This is a genomic window from Novosphingobium sp. EMRT-2 (assembly GCF_005145025.1).
In the GTDB taxonomy this organism is placed as follows: Bacteria; Pseudomonadota; Alphaproteobacteria; order Sphingomonadales; family Sphingomonadaceae; genus Novosphingobium.
Map to the genome: position 1 here is coordinate 520,211 of NZ_CP039697.1, position 15,830 is coordinate 536,040.

Below are 15,830 nucleotides of genomic sequence, written 5' to 3' on the forward strand. Positions count from 1 at the left end.
TTTCATCATGCAGACATTTCCGCTCCCCCCCCGCTGCGATCGCGCGACCGTAGAGGCATTGCTGCCCGATCTTGCCGCGGCGGTCGGCACAGGTCCGCTGACGATCGACGCCGCGCAGGTGACTCACGTCAGCCAGGCCCTGCTGCAGCTCATCATCAGCGCGCGCAGGACCAGCGACACCGTTCGCATCGTGCCGTCGCAAGCCCTGTCCGAAATCGCGCGCATGGCGGGACTCGCCGCTGTCCTGAACGAAAGTGAACCGGCATGACCAACGAGGAACTTCAGCAGATATTCTTCGTAGAATGCGAAGAATCGCTGGCGGCCGCCGAAGCCGGTCTTGCCGCCTGCCAGGCGGGGACGCACGATGCGGAGACCGTCAACGCGATCTTCCGCGCGGTGCATTCGATCAAGGGAGGCGCCGGCGCTTTCGGGTTTGCCGCGCTGCAGGCCTATACGCACACGTTCGAAACGCTGCTTTCGGATGTGCGCGAAGGGATGGTCGACCTGACGCCGGGTCTGGTTGATCTGCTCCTTCGCGCTCTGGATGTGCTCAGCGATCATGTCGCGGCGGTGCGCGATGGCGGGCCGGATGTCGACGATGCCGCCGTCGTTGCGGAGCTGGCCGCCGCGCAGGGATGCGGTGGCGCGAAGCCGGCGGAGGAGGCGGTGGCCGCGGCCGTCGATGATTCCGGACCAGCCGCGCCGACGGACGAGGTCGAAATGGATTTCGACCTTGATTCGCTGCTGGACGACCTTGTGGGGGTGGATGAGCCTGCAACCGCGGACGCAGATGAAACGGCCGAGGGCTGGCTGTTGCATGTGCGTCCGCATGCCGGGGCCATGCTCAACGGCGGGGAACCGCTTCTGCTGCTGCGCGAAGTCGCCAGCCTCGGCGGGGAATGCATCCTGTGCGACACGGCGAACGTCCCGCCACTCGATCTGCTTGTCCCCGGGCAGGGATACCTTGGCTGGACCTTCCGCATGCCCGCGCATGTCCATGAGGCAGAGGCGCGTGACATCTTCGATTTCGTGGGAGACGATTGTTCGATCGCGATCGGTGACGATGCGGCCATTCCGGCACCGCGTATCGCAAGCGACTTGCCGGCGGCGGGCGTGAAGCAGGCTGCCGAATCCCGGCCGCAGCCGGCCGATAGCGCCCCGGCGAACGCCGCTGCGGATACCGCTGCCGCGACGCCCCCGGCGGCTGCCGCAGGGCAGACCATCCGCATCGACCTGGCCAAGCTCGACCGGCTGATCGATTCCGTGGGCGAACTGGTGATCGCGCAGGCGATGGTGGCGCAGCGCATGGCGAACCAGGGGATTTCCGCGAGCGAGGAACTGAACCTGCTGGATTCCCTGACGCGCGACATCCAGGAAAGCGCCATGTCGATCCGCGCGCAACCGATCGGCACGGTCTTCAGCCGCGTGCCCCGGATATTGCGCGAACTGGCGGCGTCCACGGGCAAGCATGTCCGCCTGTCGCTGGCGGGCGAAGCGACCGAGCTCGACAAGACGGTGATCGAACGGCTGGGCGAACCCTTGACCCACCTGATCCGCAACGCGGTCGATCACGGGATCGAAAGCGCGGAGGAACGGCTTGCCGCGGGCAAGGAGGCCGATGGTACGCTGACATTGTCGGCCGAGCATCGGTCAGGCCGCATTCTGATCCGGATCGCCGACGACGGACGCGGCATCGACCGCGAACGCGTGCTGGCCAAGGCGGTGGCGCAGGGGCTGGTCTCGGCCGATGCGCAGCTTTCGCCGGAAGAGATCGACAATCTGATTTTCGCGCCGGGCTTCTCGACCGCCGCCAGCGTCACCAGCGTTTCAGGGCGGGGCGTCGGCATGGATGTGGTGCGTCAGAACGTGAAGGATCTCGGCGGTCGCGTGACGATCGAATCCCATTTCGGCAAAGGCACCACGTTCACGCTCACGCTGCCCCTGACGCTGGCCATCGCCGACGGCATGGTCGTGGGGGTTGGTGACGAGACCATGGTCGTGCCGCTGGCTCACATCGTCGAATGTCTGCGGCCGGAACCCGGCGACCTGCAAGCGATGGGCGGTCGCCACATGATCAACCTGCGCGGACGCTACATCCCGGTTCTGCCGGTGGGCGAGACGATCGGGATCGGCGGGTCCGCGCCGGACGGCGAACGGGGTGTGCTGGTCGTGGTCGATACCGAAGCGGCCGGCAAGGCGGCGCTGCTGGTCGATCACATCCACGATCAGCGCCAGTTCGTCATCAAGAGCCTCGATACGCACTTTCACCAGGTCGAAGGCGTGGCCGGCGCGACGATCCTGGGCGACGGGCAGGTTGCGCTGATCCTCGATGTCGATGGCCTTGCCGCCGGCGCGATGAACATCCTTTCCGAAAGGCAGGCAGCATGAGCGCCGCGCACGCCGGTTTTGCCGAACCGCTGCCCGGTATCAGCCCGGCGGTCTATTCGGTGGACGACTTCCGGGCGCTGTCCGATATCGCCTATGCCCATGCCGGCATCATGCTGCCGGAAGGCAAGGCCATGCTTGTCTATTCGCGGCTCGCGCCGCTGGTGCGCGAAACCGGATGCGGCAGTTTCGGGAACTACGTGGCACGGCTGCGCAGCGATACGGCGGAAGAAGCGCGCGCCGTGGCCGCGCTGACCACCAACCACACGTTCTTCTATCGGGAGCCGCACCATTTCGCGCATTTCGCCGAACAGGTCAGGCCGACGCTCGTCGCATCGCTGGAAGCCGGGCGCGGCGTGCGGCTGTGGTCGGCGGGCTGTTCGAGCGGCGAGGAAACGTGGTCGCTGGCCATGACCCTGCTGGGCGGCGAACCGCTTGCCGGGCGAAGGCTGGCCGCGCGCGATCTGAAGATGCTGGCGACCGATCTTGCTCCGCATGTCCTGCGGCAGGCCGAAGCCGCAACCTACCCGGCCAAGGATCTGGAACCGGTACCCCAGGAACTGCGCCGGTGCTGGACGCAGGAAACCGACGGGACGGCGACCCTCAGCGACCTGACGCGCGCACTGGTACGTTTTCGCGTGCTCAATCTGCTGGGGCCGTGGCCCATGCGGCATCCATTCGACGTCATCTTCTGCCGGAACGTGATGATCTACTTCGACGCGGAGACGAAGGAGCAACTCGTGGCGCGGTTTGCCGATGCTCTTGCCCCGGGGGGCTACCTTTACATCGGGCACAGCGAGCGCGTGACCGGACCGGCGGCGCGCATCCTGCGGCCGGTAGGCCCCACCATCTACCGAAAGGCAGCGGCATGACCATTCGTGTCCTGGTGATCGATGATTCCGCCACGATGCGGGCCTTGCTGCTATCGCGATTGTCGGGCGCAGCGGGGATCGAGGTGGTCGGCGCAGCCGCCAACGCCGTCGAGGGGCGCAACCTGATAAAGCGCCTGAATCCCGATGTGGTGACGCTGGACATCGAGATGCCCGGAATGAACGGGCTCGATTTCCTGGAAAAGATCATGACCCTGCGCCCCACGCCGGTCATCATCGTGTCCGGGGCGACCACCAAGGGCGCCGAGGTTACCGCCCGGGCGCTCATGCTGGGGGCGGTCGCATGCTGTTCGAAGGCGGACATCACGGTGGACCGGTCCGGCGGCGATGCTCTGCCCGATCTGATCCACGAGGCGGCGCAGGTACGCTTCAGCGGGGCGCGGCACGCGCGGGCTAGCGGTACGATGGCAAGCCGGGAGGTCGCACGCAGTGGTGCGGCACGACCGGCCCTGATCGCGATCGGTGCCTCGACCGGCGGCATAGAGGCCCTGCAGACACTGCTTCGCGGATTTCCCGCCGATTGCCCCCCCACCGCAATCGTGCAGCACGTCAACGCCCGGTTCGTGCCGGCGATCGCCAATTCGTTGAACGCCATCTGCGATGCGGAGGTGGTGGTGGCTGAACCGGACATGCCGATGCATCCGGGGCGGGTCTATATCGCGCCGGGCGATCATCGCCACATGCGGATCGGCGGATCGGCCACGCCATGCATCAAGTTGCGGACCGGCGATCCGGTTGCGGGGCACCTGCCCAGCGTGGATGTGCTGTTGCAATCGGCCGCGCAGGCCGTGGGCGCGCGTGCCGCTGGCGCCGTGCTGACGGGCATGGGCTGCGATGGCGCGCAAGGCCTGCTGGCGATGGCGCGGGCCGGCGCGAAAACCATCGCGCAGGACGAGGCGACGTCCATCGTGTTCGGGATGCCGCGTGCGGCGATCTCGCTTGGCGCGGCGCGTGTCGTGGCGCCGATCGAGCGCATCGCCGATCACCTGCTTGCGGGAGGCGCGGCATGACCATGCACCATACTCCGTTCCCCCCGATGCAGGAGATGCGGCGGATTACGATCCTGCAGGGGGATGCGCGCGCAACCAGCGATCCGCGTGACGAATTTAGCACCGTTCTGGGCAGTTGCGTTGCCGCCTGCCTTTTTGATCCGCTGGCCGGGGTCGGGGGCATGAACCACTTCCTGCTGGCCGAGCCGCCCAGCGCGCACGGTGGCGGCAGGATCGACGTGCATTACGGCACCTATCTGATGGAAATGCTGATCAACGAGATGCTGGCGCAGGGCGCCTGCAAGGCGGATTTGCGCGCGCACCTTTACGGCGGAGCCAACCTGCGAACCGGGATGAAAGCCATCGGTACGGCGAACGCGGATTTCGCGCGCAACTTTCTGGAACGCGAACGGATCGTGCTGCAGCACGCAGACCTTGGCGGCTCCAACGCCCGACGCGTCGATTTTCGTCCGGTGCGGGGACAGGTCCGCTGCCGCCATGTGGTGAACAGCCTTGCCCCGCACGAAGTGCCTGAAACCAGACCGCGCCGCGCCAACGGCGATGTCGAACTCTTCTGAAAGTGAGTCCCGCCCATGAACAAACAGACCCGCGTTCTGACTGTAGATGACAGCGCCAGCATGCGCGCGTTGCTGAACCACGCGCTGAGCAGCCACGGCTTCAGCGTCGTTCAGGCCGAAGACGGCCAGGCCGCGCTCGAATGGCTGGCCGCCAACGAGGCCGACGTCGTCATTACCGACATCAACATGCCGCGCCTTGACGGCTTCGGGCTGATCGAGCGCCTGCGCGCGGGCAGCCGGCATCGCGATCGGCCGATCCTGGTGCTGACCACCGAAAGTTCGGACCAGAAGAAGGCGCGCGCCCGTGACGCCGGCGCCACCGGATGGATCGTCAAGCCGTTCGACGCCGAAAAGCTGGTGGCGGCCGTGCGGCGTGTTGCACATTGATCGACAGAAGGAGCGAGCCATGCATCGCGAACTGATTACTTTCGAAGTGGCCGGGCAGATCTTCGGCATAGACATCATGGCGATCCGCGAAATTCGCGCCTGGACGCCGGCCGCCCGGCTGCCGCGCGTGCCGGACTATGTCGCGGGCGTGGTGAACCTGCGCGGAAGCGTGCTGCCGGTAATCGATCTGAGCGCGCGCCTCGGTTGGCAGGTTACCGACGCCTCCCCGCGCCACGCGATCATCGTCACGCAGGTGCGCGGCCAGGCGCGCGGGCTGATCGTGGATTCGGTGAGCGACATCGTGACCGTGCCGTCCGATGCGATGCAGCCACCGCCAGCCGTATCGCTGGAGGCGATCGTGCCATTTCTCGAAGGGCTTGCGACGGTTGGCGACCGGATGGTGATGGTGCTCAACCTTGAGGCCATCCTCGAGGATGCGCCGGAAGAGCTGGGGTGTGCGGCATGAACGGAGCATCGGGACATGCGCATGTCCGCGTCGCGGCGGACGTGCTGCTGGAGCTGAGCGAGGATGTAGAAGCGCTGGGAACACGCTTGTGCGCCGACGCGAACGTCATCGCCAACCACCTGCGCGAACTGCAGGCGATCGATCTGATCGGCCAGCAGTTGCGCGCTCTGTCCGGCCTGCTGGGCGATGCGGTCAGCCCCGGAGACACCCGCTTCATGATCGATATCGATATGTTGGCGAGTCGTTTCGAAGGGCCTGCAATTAACCAGTGATTTTCATAACGATCTCAAAAATAGACAGGGATTTTATAAGACAAATCAACCTCATCTATGATTAATATTTCAACGTTTTTCCATTTCATTTAACCGCAAGGTGCGATTACGAATTCATTTCTTGCTTGGGGTATCCTGGCCGCGTGATGAACCGGAGAGGTGTTCCATGCCGACCGCAATCGACTTTCTGAAACCCGCCGAGTTGCAGCCCGGGACGATGACCGACGGGCCGCTGGGGCGAAGGGCATCGCAACGGTCCCATTCGGTGCTGCTGGTCGCAAGGCTCATTGGTGGCGATGCCGATGACATGTGCCTTGTGCGGGACGTATCCTCGTCCGGTGCCCAGATCCGGACGCAGCAGGCGCTGCGCGTGGACGATCGGGTTGTGCTGGAATTCGGCGGCAGCCTTTCGGTGGACGCCACGGTGCGCTGGGTGCGGCCCGGGACGGCTGGCGTGCAGTTCGATTACTGCATCGACGTGGAAAACGTCCTGTCCGCAACGACACCGAAGGATGCGCGCCGATCCACCCCGCGCATCCAGCGGTGCTCGCGCGTGCTGCTTTCGACCGCGGCGCTGGAAGTGGAAGCCAGTCTGATCGATATCACGCCGGGCGGTGGCGGCGTCACGCTGAAGACGCCGCGTACTTTCCCACATGGCACGCAGATCATGGTGTCCATCAAGAACTTCCTGCAACGCCCGGCGGAAGTCCGCTGGCAGGTGAACGGGCGTCTGGGCTTCCAGTTCTACGAACGGATTCAGCTAAGCAAGCTCGATTGCTGGCTGGTGAATACGGTGGAACTTTGCCGGGCCTGCCCCAATCAGCGCAGTTGCCATACCGCAAATCGCCGTGATCCCCACGCCTCCGGGCCGATGTTCACGCAAGGCCGCAGGCATGCGAACTAGTTGGACTGGCCGCGTGTCGGATCACCCTCGTCCAGAATCGTCAACCTTTCGCCGGTGGTTGAAAGAATAAGACCGCCCGCATCGTCGCGCAACACTTCCGTGCCGTCGCTCAGAAAAAGGCATGTCTGCTGGTCTGCGCCTTGCCGCGCAGGATCGGATGCCCTGGTTTCAACAACCTCCGCTATTTCGCCGTTGACCCGTAAAGCTTTGAATACGCGTAATTTTATCCACAAGGGCAATACCCTTATCCTGTGTACGGAAGATCATAGCTCAAACGATCGCGCTTACGTTGATCTGGATCAATGACGAGGCGAAACGAATCGCACCGGACGTTGATTCTGAAGAAATAATTTACCGAATAAACATTCCATATCGGATGTTATTCTTGATAACGATCAAAGCTTTCGCCGAAATGGACGATATTTTCAGGCACGTTGGGGGTTCGTAGGATTACTGTCATAATGCAGAAAATCTATGTTGTGGACGACAGGGAGGGGTGCCGCGCGCAGATGTGCAGCCATCTGTTCTCACGCGGATTTCATGCCGAACCTTTTGATTCCGTGGATGAAGCGGTGCGGATGGCCCATGATGACGCAGTGTTCCTGGTCCATGATCGCAACGACATGATCGCCGATGCCGCGCTGAAGATAGCGATCAAGGGGCAACGCCTGCCGATCGTTGCCTATTGTCGCGACATGGATGCGCAGCGCATCATTACGGCGGCGCTGAACGGCGCAAAATCCTATCTTGTCTGGCCTTTCACGGACGCCGAATTCACCGGCGCGGTGGAGGATGCGATCGCCCGCGTGAACTGGAATCACGCCGGTGATTCCATAGCGCAATACAAGGTGGGTTTGTTGTCCGAACGGGAAAAATGCATTGTCCAGGGCGTTGTCGAGGGGCAATCGAGCCGCGAGATCGCACAGCGGCTCGGGGTCAGCGCGCGCACGATCGAGGCCTGTCGCGGCAAGATCATGAAGAAGTTCGGTGCAGGACGGGCATCGGAGATGGTGCGCATTGCCGTGGAAGGCGGTGTCACTCCTGGCGCCCGCGCTTGACCCTCCTGGGGCGCGAGATCGGGACGCGTTGAAGTCCGTCCGCCACGCCCCGATCTCGGATCCAACCTCGTCCAGCGACAGAAATCAAAGCGCGCTCGAGCATTCGCCGCCTTATTGATATGTTATCTTGTAACATTCGAGCGATACGGATATGGCCCCGCCCGGACCCACGTTTGCGATTCATGACAGTGAGAATGCGTTTTGTTTGAAAGGACGCTGTCATGCGCTACCCGTTCCTCCTCGCCGGCGGCTCGCTGCTGTCCGTGCTGCTGGGGACCTCCCCCGCCCTCGCCGATGACGCTTCCGCGCCGGCGAGCGGAACCACTGATCCCGCGATCATCGTAACGGCAACACCCTTCCGCCACACGCAGGACGAGACACCTTCGATCCCGGCCAGGGTGGATGCGGACCAGATCCGCCAGGCCGGCGGCGCCAGCATCGCCGATGCGTTGCAGACCGTCCCCGGCGTTTCCGCCTCCGGCTTCGCGTCTGGCGCTTCGCGTCCGATCATCCGGGGCATGGACTCCAACCGCGTGCGCCTGCTGGAAGACGGCACCAGCATCTCCGACGTTTCGGACATCGGCCCGGACCACGGCACGCCGATCGATCCGCTCTCCGCGCGCAGTATCGAAGTGGTGCGCGGCGCGGCCACGCTGCGCTATGGCAGCCAGGCGATCGGCGGCGTCATCAACACGCTGAACAACCGCGTGCCGATGAGCCTTCCCGCCGATCCGCTCAACGCCGAACTGACCGGCAGCTATGGCAGCGTCAACAACGCGGCGGAAGTGGCGGGGCTGGTCGATGCCAAGTCCGGTAACCTCGCGCTCCATGCCGATGGGTACTACCGGCACACCGACGATTACGACACGCCGCTGGGCCAGCAGGCCAACTCGTTCTTCCACGGCTGGGGCGGATCGGTCGGCGGCTCCTATTTCCTCAAGGACGGCGGCAGCCACGTCGGCCTCGCGGTGACGCACTACGATGCGCAGTACGGCATCCCCAGCGACACGACTTATATCGACATGCGCCAGACCAAGGTGATCACGCGCGACGTGTTCGATCTGGGCGCCGGCCTGTTCAAGTCGCTCAACATCGACGGCAGCTATGGCAATTACCAGCACCAGGAGAAGAACCCCGACGGTTCGGTGAACACCACGTTCAAGAACAAGGAATACAACCTGCGCAGCGAACTGCTGCTCAACCGCCTGGGGCCGATCAGCAACACGGCGCTGGGTTTCGAATACCAGCACCGCAACTTCTCGGCGATCGGAGACGACAGCTCCTACCTGTCCCCCGCCACGTCGGAAAATTTTGCCGGCTATCTGTTCACCGAGGTCGAACTCGCAAAACGCCTGCATCTGGAAGCCAGCGGCCGCGTGGAAAATGTCCACATCACCGGCACGCCGAACACCGACCAGTTCACCGCGCGCACCTATACCCCGGTCAGCGGCGCGCTGGGCGTGCTGTTCACCGCCACCGACGGCGTGAAGCTGGGGGCCACGTTCTCCAGCACCGGTCGCGCCCCGGCGCTGACCGAACTGTTCGCGCGCGGCGGGCATGACGGTCCGCAGACTTACGAAACCGGCGATCCCAACCTCCGGATCGAACGCGCGAACGCGCTGGAACTCAGCCTGCGCGTCAACAAGGGGCCGTTTCATCTGGACGGAAGCCTCTACAGCACATGGTTCCGCAACTACATCTACGGCGATCTCACCGGGCGCACCTGCGACGACGACGGCACCTGCGTGGTCGGCGACGGCAACGACCTGCGCGAAGTCTTCTATCGCCAGCAGGGCGCGCATTTCAGGGGAATCGAGGCAGAAGCGACCTATGACCTGCTCAAAAGCGGCAAGGGCGTGCTGACGGCGCGCATGCTGGGCGACTATACCCGCGCCACGCTGGATGACGGCAACAATGTGCCGCGCATCGCGCCGTATCGGATCGGCGGCGGGTTCGACTGGACCAGCCCCCGGTTCGATGCCGGAATGCTGCTGATCCATTACGGGCGCCAGAACGACTATGGTGTGTTCGACACCCCGACGGACGGCTACAACGCCCTGAGCGCGCATCTCACCGCGCGGCCATTCAAGGCGCATCCCGGCGTCGAGTTCTCGATCGTCGGCCAGAACCTGACCAACGACGTCCAGCGCTACGCCACGGCCTTCAACAAGGACCTGGTGGTCATGCCCGGCCGGTCCGTCCGCCTCGTCGCCCGGATCGCCACGTTCTGACGCGAGGCGCGGGCCGGTCCAAGCCGGACCGGCCCGCGCTTCACCTCCGGCTAAGGCCTGCTTGCGGGCGTATCGGCTGGTTCGGGCATGGGGACGATGCCGATCCGCGCCGACTGGAACGAACCCAGCCACAGCTCGCGCCCCTGCCCCCGCGCGGCGGGCGCGGCCAGTGCCAGCAGCAACGGCAGCAGGCGCAGCGCAAGCATGGTCAATCGCGCGGACGGGGGCCGGCGGGCCGCGCCTCCGTCGCCGCGCCCGACAGCATCGCCAGGTCGGCATAGTGCGGCCATGGCACCACGCGCGAACGAGCGCCGAGCCAGACGAGACGTGGCTTCGCCGGATCGAAGGCCGGCCATGTCCCTACTCCCGCGCTCGTCGGCACGCCCGTGCGCGCGAAGGCCAGCAAGGCGCCGGCCATCTCGTCTTCCAACACCTTGTCCACCGGCTCCCACGCCCGCGTCACCCGGAACAGGTTGAGCGAATCGCGGGTGCGCAGCCAGTACGGCACATCGCCGGTGTGGTAGGCGCCGACGGTCGCGGGATCGTGATCGCTGAAGGCGATGCCGCTGGCATAGGGCTGGCGGCGGGTAAACAGATAGGCATAGGCTGGCTGCTTGCCATAGCGGTGTTGCGCCGTGGCCCAATCGGCCATCTGGCGGCCCACGGTGGCATCGCGCGCGATGTCGGCCGCCGCGCGCGCCGGATCGGGATCGGCATAGGCCTTGAGTATCGCCTCGGCCTGCGCCGGGAAACGATCGCGCACGGCGGCTTCGAGTTCCGCGCGGCTTTGGATCGGTCCGAACGGACGGAAACTTTCGTCGCGCGTGTAGCCGATCAGCACCGGCACATCGTTCTGGCGGCGACCGGCAAAGACCTCTTCCGCCGTGCCCGTCACGACATGCCCGTCGAGCACGATGGCCGAACGCGGCGTGGCGGCCGCCGCAATGCGATCCCCCGGCAGGGTCCGCATGTCCGCGAGCGACGCCGCGCCCAGTTCCTTCTGGAGCGCAAGGCCCTGCTTCTCCGCCGCGTCCAGTGGCGCCGGGCCAAGCATCCCGCCAAATGGGCTGCCGCTCATCGCCACCGCGCGCGCGAACAGCCCTTTGGCCAGCGGGCTCATCTGCAGCAGCGCAACCGACATCGCCCCGGCCGACTGGCCGGCGATCGTGACGTTGTCGGGATCGCCGCCGAACCGCGCGATATTGCGCCGGACCCATTGCAGCGCGGCGATCTGGTCCATCAACCCGTAGTTGCCCGATCCCTTGTAGCCGGATTCCGCCGTCAGTCCGGGATGGGCCAGGAAGCCCAGCGCGCCTACACGATAGGACACGTTCACGCGCACCACGCCGTCTTTTGCCAGCGGTTCGCCCGAATAGTTCGCCATGGCGGCCGAACCGATGTTGAACCCGCCGCCGAAGATCCACACCACCACCGGCGCCTTGCGGGCTTCCTTGGGCGCCCAGACGTTGAGATAGAGGCAGTCCTCGCTTGTCGCCTCGTTGCCGAAATAGTGGTTTTGCAGCGAACCGCGCAGCGGCTGGAGGCATTCCGGCGCGAAACGGTCGGCATGATAGACGCCTTGCCAGGGCACGACGGGCTGCGGCGGCTTCCAACGCAGATCGCGCAGCGGCGGCGCGGCGAAAGGCACGCCCAGCCAGGCCGAAACGCCCGAGGGCAGCGTGGTGCCCTCGATCAGGCCCCCGTCGACGGCGACCGGATCTGCCAGCGCCGGGCTGGCCCCGGCCAGCAGCAGCGCCGCCAGCAGCCGGCGTATCACTTCCCGCCCGCCTGCTGCCCCGCTTGCTGGGGCACGCCCAGCTTCGCGTGGAAGAAATCGAACGTGGCGTTGATCGCCTGCAACGAAGCCCGGCGCGTTTCTTCCGGCGTCTTGCCGATGAAGCTGTGATCTACGCCGGGGATGTAGATCGCCTGCACGGGAACGCCAGCCGCCTTCAGTTTCGCCTCGCCCTCGCGCGATTGCGCGACGGGCACGGTCTTGTCCTCCTCGCCGTGGATCAGCAGGAACGGAGGAGCCTTGGCGTCGATGTAGGTCACCGGGCTGACCGCGCGCAACTTGTCCTCGCTGCAAGGTCCGTCGCAGCCCAGCAGCCTCGCGCCGGCCGAATTGCCGTCGGGCGCGGCCGTCATTCCCGCGAAATCATAGACGCCGTACCAGGTGACCGCGGCGCGGGCGCAAGTATCGTTGGCCGCGGCGGGATCGAGCTTGGTATTGCCGCAGGCGAGCGCGGTCAGCGCGGTCAGATGACCGCCCGCCGAACCGCCCCAGATGCCGACGCGCGCGGGATCGATGCGGTATTCCGCCGCATGGGCCTTCAGGAAGCGCAGCGCCGCGTTGGCATCCTGCAACTGCGCGGGAAACTTGGCTTCACCCGCCAGGCGGTATTCGAGGCTGGCCACGGTAAAGCCTTCCGCCGCCAGCGCCGCCAGCACTTTCGGCCAGTCCGAAAACGCGCCGGAATGCCGCGTGTGCCCGGCCACCCAGCCGCCGCCGTGGATGTAAAGCACCAGCGGATGCGGCCCCGGCGTTGCCGGCACGTAGATGTCGACGATCTGCGGCCGGTAGCCCGTCAACTGCTGGTAGGTGACGTCCCGATAGGCTTTCACGCCGCCCGGAAACGCCACCGGCACTTGCGGAAACCGGTCCGCCAGCACCGGCTGCGCGGCGGTGGGAAACGTCCGCTCCGCCGCCTGCGCGGCGGGCATTGCGGCAGGCATGGCGGCGATCAGCGCGATCGCGCCCAACAAGGCCTTTGCAGCCATCACTTTCTCCCTTGTTATCGGTCTTCAGGATCAGTCGAGAAATTCGGGTTTGTAGCGGGCCTGCGCGGCCAGGCGGATCGGCGCGTTGACCGCGCCGTATCCGGCGTATCCCCGCCGCTCGACCACTTCGAAAAACACGCGGCGCGCAAAGGCGCGGCTGTAGAACTGGAAATACTCGGTCTCGGCCCCCCTCTCGTCCGGCGCGCGATCATAGAGGATGTCGAGCGCGGCCATGCGCTCGATCAGCGCTGGATCGAGATCCCAGCGCGCTTCGAGATCGTCGTAGTAATTGCGCGGGATTTCGAGCCGGGGCAGCCCGGCGGCCAACGCCGCTTCCGCCACCGCGAAGACGTCGTCGGTGCCGAAGGCGATGTGCTGCACGCCCGCGCCGAAGTAGTTCTGGATGAAGCGCGAGGACAGTGACTGGCTGGCGAGCGAGCCGTTGAGCGTGAAGCGGACTGAACGGTCCGCGCTCTCAACCGCCTGGCTCTGGATCAAGCCCATCGGGTCGGCGATTTCAAGTTGGGGCGTCTTCGAAAAGTCGAGCAGCGCGACATAGAACAGCAGCCAGCTCAGGAATTCCTCATACTGCATGGTCTGCGCGATGTGGTCGACGCGCGCGAGATGTTGTCGGTCGTCGGGCGCTTCCAGCGGATGGGGGAATTCGTGCGCCCACATCGCATCGCGCGTGGCGGCGTCGACGAAGTAGATCAGGCTGCCCCCCACGCCGCGCACGCTGGGGATCGGCCATTCGTCGGGCGCGATCGCCTGCTCGAACCGGGGCACGCGCAGGAAATCCGCGCGCGCGAGCGCGGCCGGCACGTCCTGCACCGCAAGCCCGATCGCGCAGACCGAGGCACCGTGAACCACGTCGAAACTGTGGGCGAGACCTTCCGGCTCGCAATTGACCACAATGTTGACCGGTCCTTGCGTCCAGCGCGTCACGTCCTTGCTGCGATGCCGCGCGGTCGGCCGGAAGCCCAGCGGGCGGAGCATGGCGGACAGCGTTTCGGCTTCCTCGTGGCTCGCCGCGAACTCGATGAACTCGACGCCCGATGTCCCCGCGCGCGGCGGCAGGTCGGGCGCGGCCGCCGACGGCTTGGCAATGCCCCCTTCCAGCAGGCGCAGCGAACGATAGCCATCCAGCGCCACGCCGCTCGCCGATCCGGCGCGAAAGCGGTCGTTGAAGATTTCGAGGCTCCAGTAGCCTTCGTACCCGATCCGGCGAATCGCCGCCGCCCAGTCGTCGAGCGGGAAATCCCCCTGCCCCGGCATCGATCGGAAATGGCGGCTCCAGCTAAGGTAATCCATGTCCAGCATCGGCGCGTCCGCCACCTGCACGATGAACAGCTTGTCGGGGCGGATATCGCCGATACTGCTCGACGGAATCCGGCGCGAAAGCGAATGGAAGGAATCGAGCACCAACCCCAGGGCGGGATGATCGGCATCGCGCACGATGCCCCACGCCTCGCGGTGATCGTTGACATGGCGGCCCCACGCCAGCGCCTCGTACCCCAGGCGTAACCCACGCCGCACCGCGCGCTCGGCCGCTTCGGTGAGATCGGCGATCGTCCGTTCGCGATCGCCGTCCGCCAGAGGGGAGCAACTGGAGCAGACCAGAAGCAGGTCGGTCTCCAGTTCCTGCATCACGTCGAACTTGCGCTCCAGCCGGTCGAACGCGCGCGCGCGCTGCGGCGGCGGCAGTCCGTCGAGATCGCGGAACGGCTGGAACATCGTGCAGGCCAGCCCCAGATCGCGCATCATCGCGGCGATGTCCCGCGCGGAAAGATGCGTTGAAAGCAGATCGTTCTCGAAGATCTCGGCGCCGTCGTACCCCGCGCCGGCGATCGCCTGCAGCTTGGCATCCAGCGTCCCGCTGATCGAGACGGTCGCGATCGAGGTCCGGAAAGGCGCGTTTTTCGAAAGTGCAGTTTTCATGGCGTCCTGCCCGCAAATCCCGTCCCGGACGTCAGCATCATCCGGCTGATCGGCAGAGCGGTATCACGGAGCCGTCCTTGACAAAAGCAGAAATGTTAGGGACTAGTTCGTTACATTAATGCACAAGGCTTCATATGTCCGCAGCCAACAGGCATGCGGGCTTGTGCAACGGGGGACGGGTGCGGCAAAGGATGGCAACGGGCGGGATCGGAACCGCTTCCGCCGTGGGCGGAGGCACGATCGTCCGCGCCCTTGCCGAGGAGTGCCCCTTGTCCGACGTCGAGACCGCCGCCCAGCCGGAAAAGCCCGCCCGCCGCTCGCGCGCGGAAACACGAGAGCAGGCGATCAACCAGATCGTCGATATCGCCACGCAGGAATTCGTCGAAAAAGGGCTGGCCGGGGCGCGCATCGACGAGATCGCCGGCAAATCCACCAAGCGCAAGATCTACTACTATTTCGAAGGCAAGGACGAGCTGTATCGCGCCGTGCTGGAACGCGCCTATCGCCGGGTGCGCGCCAGCGAAAGCAACGTCGATATCGAGCAGGGCACGGCGGTCGAGGCCCTGCGCCGGCTGATCGAGCACGATGTGCATTACCATTCGCAACATCAGGAACTGGTGCGGCTGGTGATGAACGAGAACATCCACCGCGCCGAGCACCTGCGGCAGATCGAAGGGCTTCCGCAGGGCAACCACAGCGTGATCGACATCCTGGCACGGATCATCGCCCGCGGCGAAGCGGAAGGCAGCTTCCGCCCGGGCATCGACCCGGTCGAACTGCACATGAACATGACCGCGCTGAGTTTCTACAACGTCTCCAACCAGTTCACCTTCGCGCACAACTTCGGCGTGGACATGACCAGTCCCGAAGCCGTGGCGCGCAGGGCCACGCAGGTTGCGGACATCATCATCGCCTGGGTGACGCACAAGGACTGAACCGGGCGACGCGCTC

The 15,830-nt window shown here is 65.4% G+C and carries 17 protein-coding genes; 12 read left to right on the plus strand and 5 right to left on the minus strand.

The window, feature by feature from the left end:
* Nucleotides 1–7: 7 nt before the first annotated feature.
* From FA702_RS20315 to FA702_RS20355, 9 genes are all read left to right on the plus strand, one after another.
* Nucleotides 8–268 (plus strand): lipid asymmetry maintenance protein MlaB, encoded by a 261-nt coding sequence (locus FA702_RS20315; RefSeq protein ID WP_136957890.1) that lies wholly within the window; start codon nucleotides 8–10, stop codon nucleotides 266–268.
* Nucleotides 265–2,388 carry a chemotaxis protein CheA gene (locus FA702_RS20320; RefSeq protein ID WP_136957891.1) on the plus strand — a complete coding sequence of 708 codons (2,124 nt, stop codon included), beginning with the start codon at nucleotides 265–267 and terminating at the stop codon, nucleotides 2,386–2,388. The genes FA702_RS20315 and FA702_RS20320 overlap by 4 nt, the downstream gene beginning before the upstream one ends.
* Nucleotides 2,385–3,257: a protein-glutamate O-methyltransferase CheR gene (locus FA702_RS20325; protein ID WP_136957892.1), complete on the plus strand. Its 873-nt coding sequence runs from the start codon at nucleotides 2,385–2,387 to the stop codon at nucleotides 3,255–3,257. The genes FA702_RS20320 and FA702_RS20325 overlap by 4 nt, the downstream gene beginning before the upstream one ends.
* Nucleotides 3,254–4,285, plus strand: coding sequence for a chemotaxis-specific protein-glutamate methyltransferase CheB (gene cheB, locus FA702_RS20330; protein ID WP_136957893.1), 1,032 nt, complete (start codon nucleotides 3,254–3,256; stop codon nucleotides 4,283–4,285). Before FA702_RS20325 ends, cheB begins: the two co-directional genes overlap by 4 nt.
* A gap of 2 nt (nucleotides 4,286–4,287) precedes the next feature.
* Nucleotides 4,288–4,842 (plus strand): chemotaxis protein CheD, encoded by a 555-nt coding sequence (locus tag FA702_RS20335; protein ID WP_370385544.1) that lies wholly within the window; start codon nucleotides 4,288–4,290, stop codon nucleotides 4,840–4,842.
* 15 nt (nucleotides 4,843–4,857) lie between these two features.
* Nucleotides 4,858–5,229 carry a response regulator gene (locus FA702_RS20340; protein WP_125953214.1) on the plus strand — a complete coding sequence of 124 codons (372 nt, stop codon included), beginning with the start codon at nucleotides 4,858–4,860 and terminating at the stop codon, nucleotides 5,227–5,229.
* A gap of 19 nt (nucleotides 5,230–5,248) precedes the next feature.
* The gene (locus FA702_RS20345; protein WP_125953213.1) at nucleotides 5,249–5,695 is read left to right on the plus strand and encodes a chemotaxis protein CheW; all 447 of its coding nucleotides are present in this window, start codon (nucleotides 5,249–5,251) and stop codon (nucleotides 5,693–5,695) included.
* A complete protein-coding gene (locus FA702_RS20350; RefSeq protein ID WP_136957894.1) occupies nucleotides 5,692–5,967 on the plus strand; it encodes a hypothetical protein in 276 nt (91 codons plus the stop codon). Before FA702_RS20345 ends, FA702_RS20350 begins: the two co-directional genes overlap by 4 nt.
* Before the next feature lie 166 nt (nucleotides 5,968–6,133).
* Complete coding sequence (locus FA702_RS20355) at nucleotides 6,134–6,871, plus strand: PilZ domain-containing protein (RefSeq protein ID WP_136957895.1); 738 nt, start codon at nucleotides 6,134–6,136, stop codon at nucleotides 6,869–6,871.
* On the opposite strand, the gene FA702_RS20360 is transcribed toward FA702_RS20355, so the two are convergent.
* A complete protein-coding gene (locus tag FA702_RS20360; protein WP_136957896.1) occupies nucleotides 6,868–7,110 on the minus strand; it encodes a hypothetical protein in 243 nt (80 codons plus the stop codon). The two genes, FA702_RS20355 and FA702_RS20360, sit on opposite strands and share 4 nt — an antisense overlap.
* 222 nt (nucleotides 7,111–7,332) lie before the next feature.
* Between FA702_RS20360 and FA702_RS20365 the strand changes: the two genes are divergently transcribed.
* Entirely contained in the window at nucleotides 7,333–7,929 is a 597-nt protein-coding gene (locus tag FA702_RS20365) for a response regulator transcription factor (RefSeq protein WP_136957897.1), read from the plus strand.
* Nucleotides 7,930–8,150: 221 nt separating this feature from the next.
* The gene (locus FA702_RS20370; RefSeq protein ID WP_136957898.1) at nucleotides 8,151–10,160 is read left to right on the plus strand and encodes a TonB-dependent siderophore receptor; all 2,010 of its coding nucleotides are present in this window, start codon (nucleotides 8,151–8,153) and stop codon (nucleotides 10,158–10,160) included.
* A 50-nt stretch (nucleotides 10,161–10,210) separates the two neighbouring features.
* Here the strand turns inward: FA702_RS20370 and FA702_RS22910 are convergent, their stop codons facing one another.
* Genes FA702_RS22910 through FA702_RS20385 form a run of 4 tightly spaced genes read right to left on the minus strand, consistent with a single transcriptional unit; the run spans nucleotide 10,211 to nucleotide 14,879 of the window.
* Entirely contained in the window at nucleotides 10,211–10,366 is a 156-nt protein-coding gene (locus FA702_RS22910) for a hypothetical protein (protein ID WP_168196165.1), read from the minus strand.
* Between the two features lie 2 nt (nucleotides 10,367–10,368).
* A complete protein-coding gene (locus FA702_RS20375; RefSeq protein ID WP_136957899.1) occupies nucleotides 10,369–11,937 on the minus strand; it encodes a carboxylesterase/lipase family protein in 1,569 nt (522 codons plus the stop codon).
* Complete coding sequence (locus tag FA702_RS20380; protein WP_136957900.1) at nucleotides 11,934–12,941, minus strand: alpha/beta hydrolase; 1,008 nt, start codon at nucleotides 12,939–12,941, stop codon at nucleotides 11,934–11,936. Before FA702_RS20380 ends, FA702_RS20375 begins: the two co-directional genes overlap by 4 nt.
* Before the next feature lie 30 nt (nucleotides 12,942–12,971).
* Nucleotides 12,972–14,879: a bifunctional sugar phosphate isomerase/epimerase/4-hydroxyphenylpyruvate dioxygenase family protein gene (locus FA702_RS20385; protein WP_136957901.1), complete on the minus strand. Its 1,908-nt coding sequence runs from the start codon at nucleotides 14,877–14,879 to the stop codon at nucleotides 12,972–12,974.
* 191 nt (nucleotides 14,880–15,070) lie between these two features.
* On the opposite strand from FA702_RS20385, the gene FA702_RS20390 reads away from it, so the two are divergent.
* Nucleotides 15,071–15,814, plus strand: a complete 744-nt coding sequence (locus FA702_RS20390) for a TetR/AcrR family transcriptional regulator (protein WP_136957902.1) — start codon at nucleotides 15,071–15,073, stop codon at nucleotides 15,812–15,814.
* The last annotated feature ends 16 nt before the right edge of the window (nucleotides 15,815–15,830 follow it).

What these genes read in the sequence shown, in the direction of transcription:
- FA702_RS20315 (WP_136957890.1), top strand. Translation starts at nt 8, where the DNA reads ATGCAGACATTTCCGCTCCCCCCCCGCTGCGATCGCGCGACCGTAGAG.
- FA702_RS20320 (WP_136957891.1), top strand. Translation starts at nt 265, where the DNA reads ATGACCAACGAGGAACTTCAGCAGATATTCTTCGTAGAATGCGAAGAA.
- FA702_RS20325 (WP_136957892.1), top strand. Translation starts at nt 2,385, where the DNA reads ATGAGCGCCGCGCACGCCGGTTTTGCCGAACCGCTGCCCGGTATCAGC.
- cheB (WP_136957893.1), top strand. Translation starts at nt 3,254, where the DNA reads ATGACCATTCGTGTCCTGGTGATCGATGATTCCGCCACGATGCGGGCC.
- FA702_RS20335 (WP_370385544.1), top strand. Translation starts at nt 4,288, where the DNA reads ATGCACCATACTCCGTTCCCCCCGATGCAGGAGATGCGGCGGATTACG.
- FA702_RS20340 (WP_125953214.1), top strand. Translation starts at nt 4,858, where the DNA reads ATGAACAAACAGACCCGCGTTCTGACTGTAGATGACAGCGCCAGCATG.
- FA702_RS20345 (WP_125953213.1), top strand. Translation starts at nt 5,249, where the DNA reads ATGCATCGCGAACTGATTACTTTCGAAGTGGCCGGGCAGATCTTCGGC.
- FA702_RS20350 (WP_136957894.1), top strand. Translation starts at nt 5,692, where the DNA reads ATGAACGGAGCATCGGGACATGCGCATGTCCGCGTCGCGGCGGACGTG.
- FA702_RS20355 (WP_136957895.1), top strand. Translation starts at nt 6,134, where the DNA reads ATGCCGACCGCAATCGACTTTCTGAAACCCGCCGAGTTGCAGCCCGGG.
- FA702_RS20365 (WP_136957897.1), top strand. Translation starts at nt 7,333, where the DNA reads ATGCAGAAAATCTATGTTGTGGACGACAGGGAGGGGTGCCGCGCGCAG.
- FA702_RS20370 (WP_136957898.1), top strand. Translation starts at nt 8,151, where the DNA reads ATGCGCTACCCGTTCCTCCTCGCCGGCGGCTCGCTGCTGTCCGTGCTG.
- FA702_RS22910 (WP_168196165.1), bottom strand. Translation starts at nt 10,366, where the DNA reads ATGCTTGCGCTGCGCCTGCTGCCGTTGCTGCTGGCACTGGCCGCGCCC.
- FA702_RS20380 (WP_136957900.1), bottom strand. Translation starts at nt 12,941, where the DNA reads ATGGCTGCAAAGGCCTTGTTGGGCGCGATCGCGCTGATCGCCGCCATG.
- FA702_RS20385 (WP_136957901.1), bottom strand. Translation starts at nt 14,879, where the DNA reads ATGAAAACTGCACTTTCGAAAAACGCGCCTTTCCGGACCTCGATCGCG.
- FA702_RS20390 (WP_136957902.1), top strand. Translation starts at nt 15,071, where the DNA reads ATGGCAACGGGCGGGATCGGAACCGCTTCCGCCGTGGGCGGAGGCACG.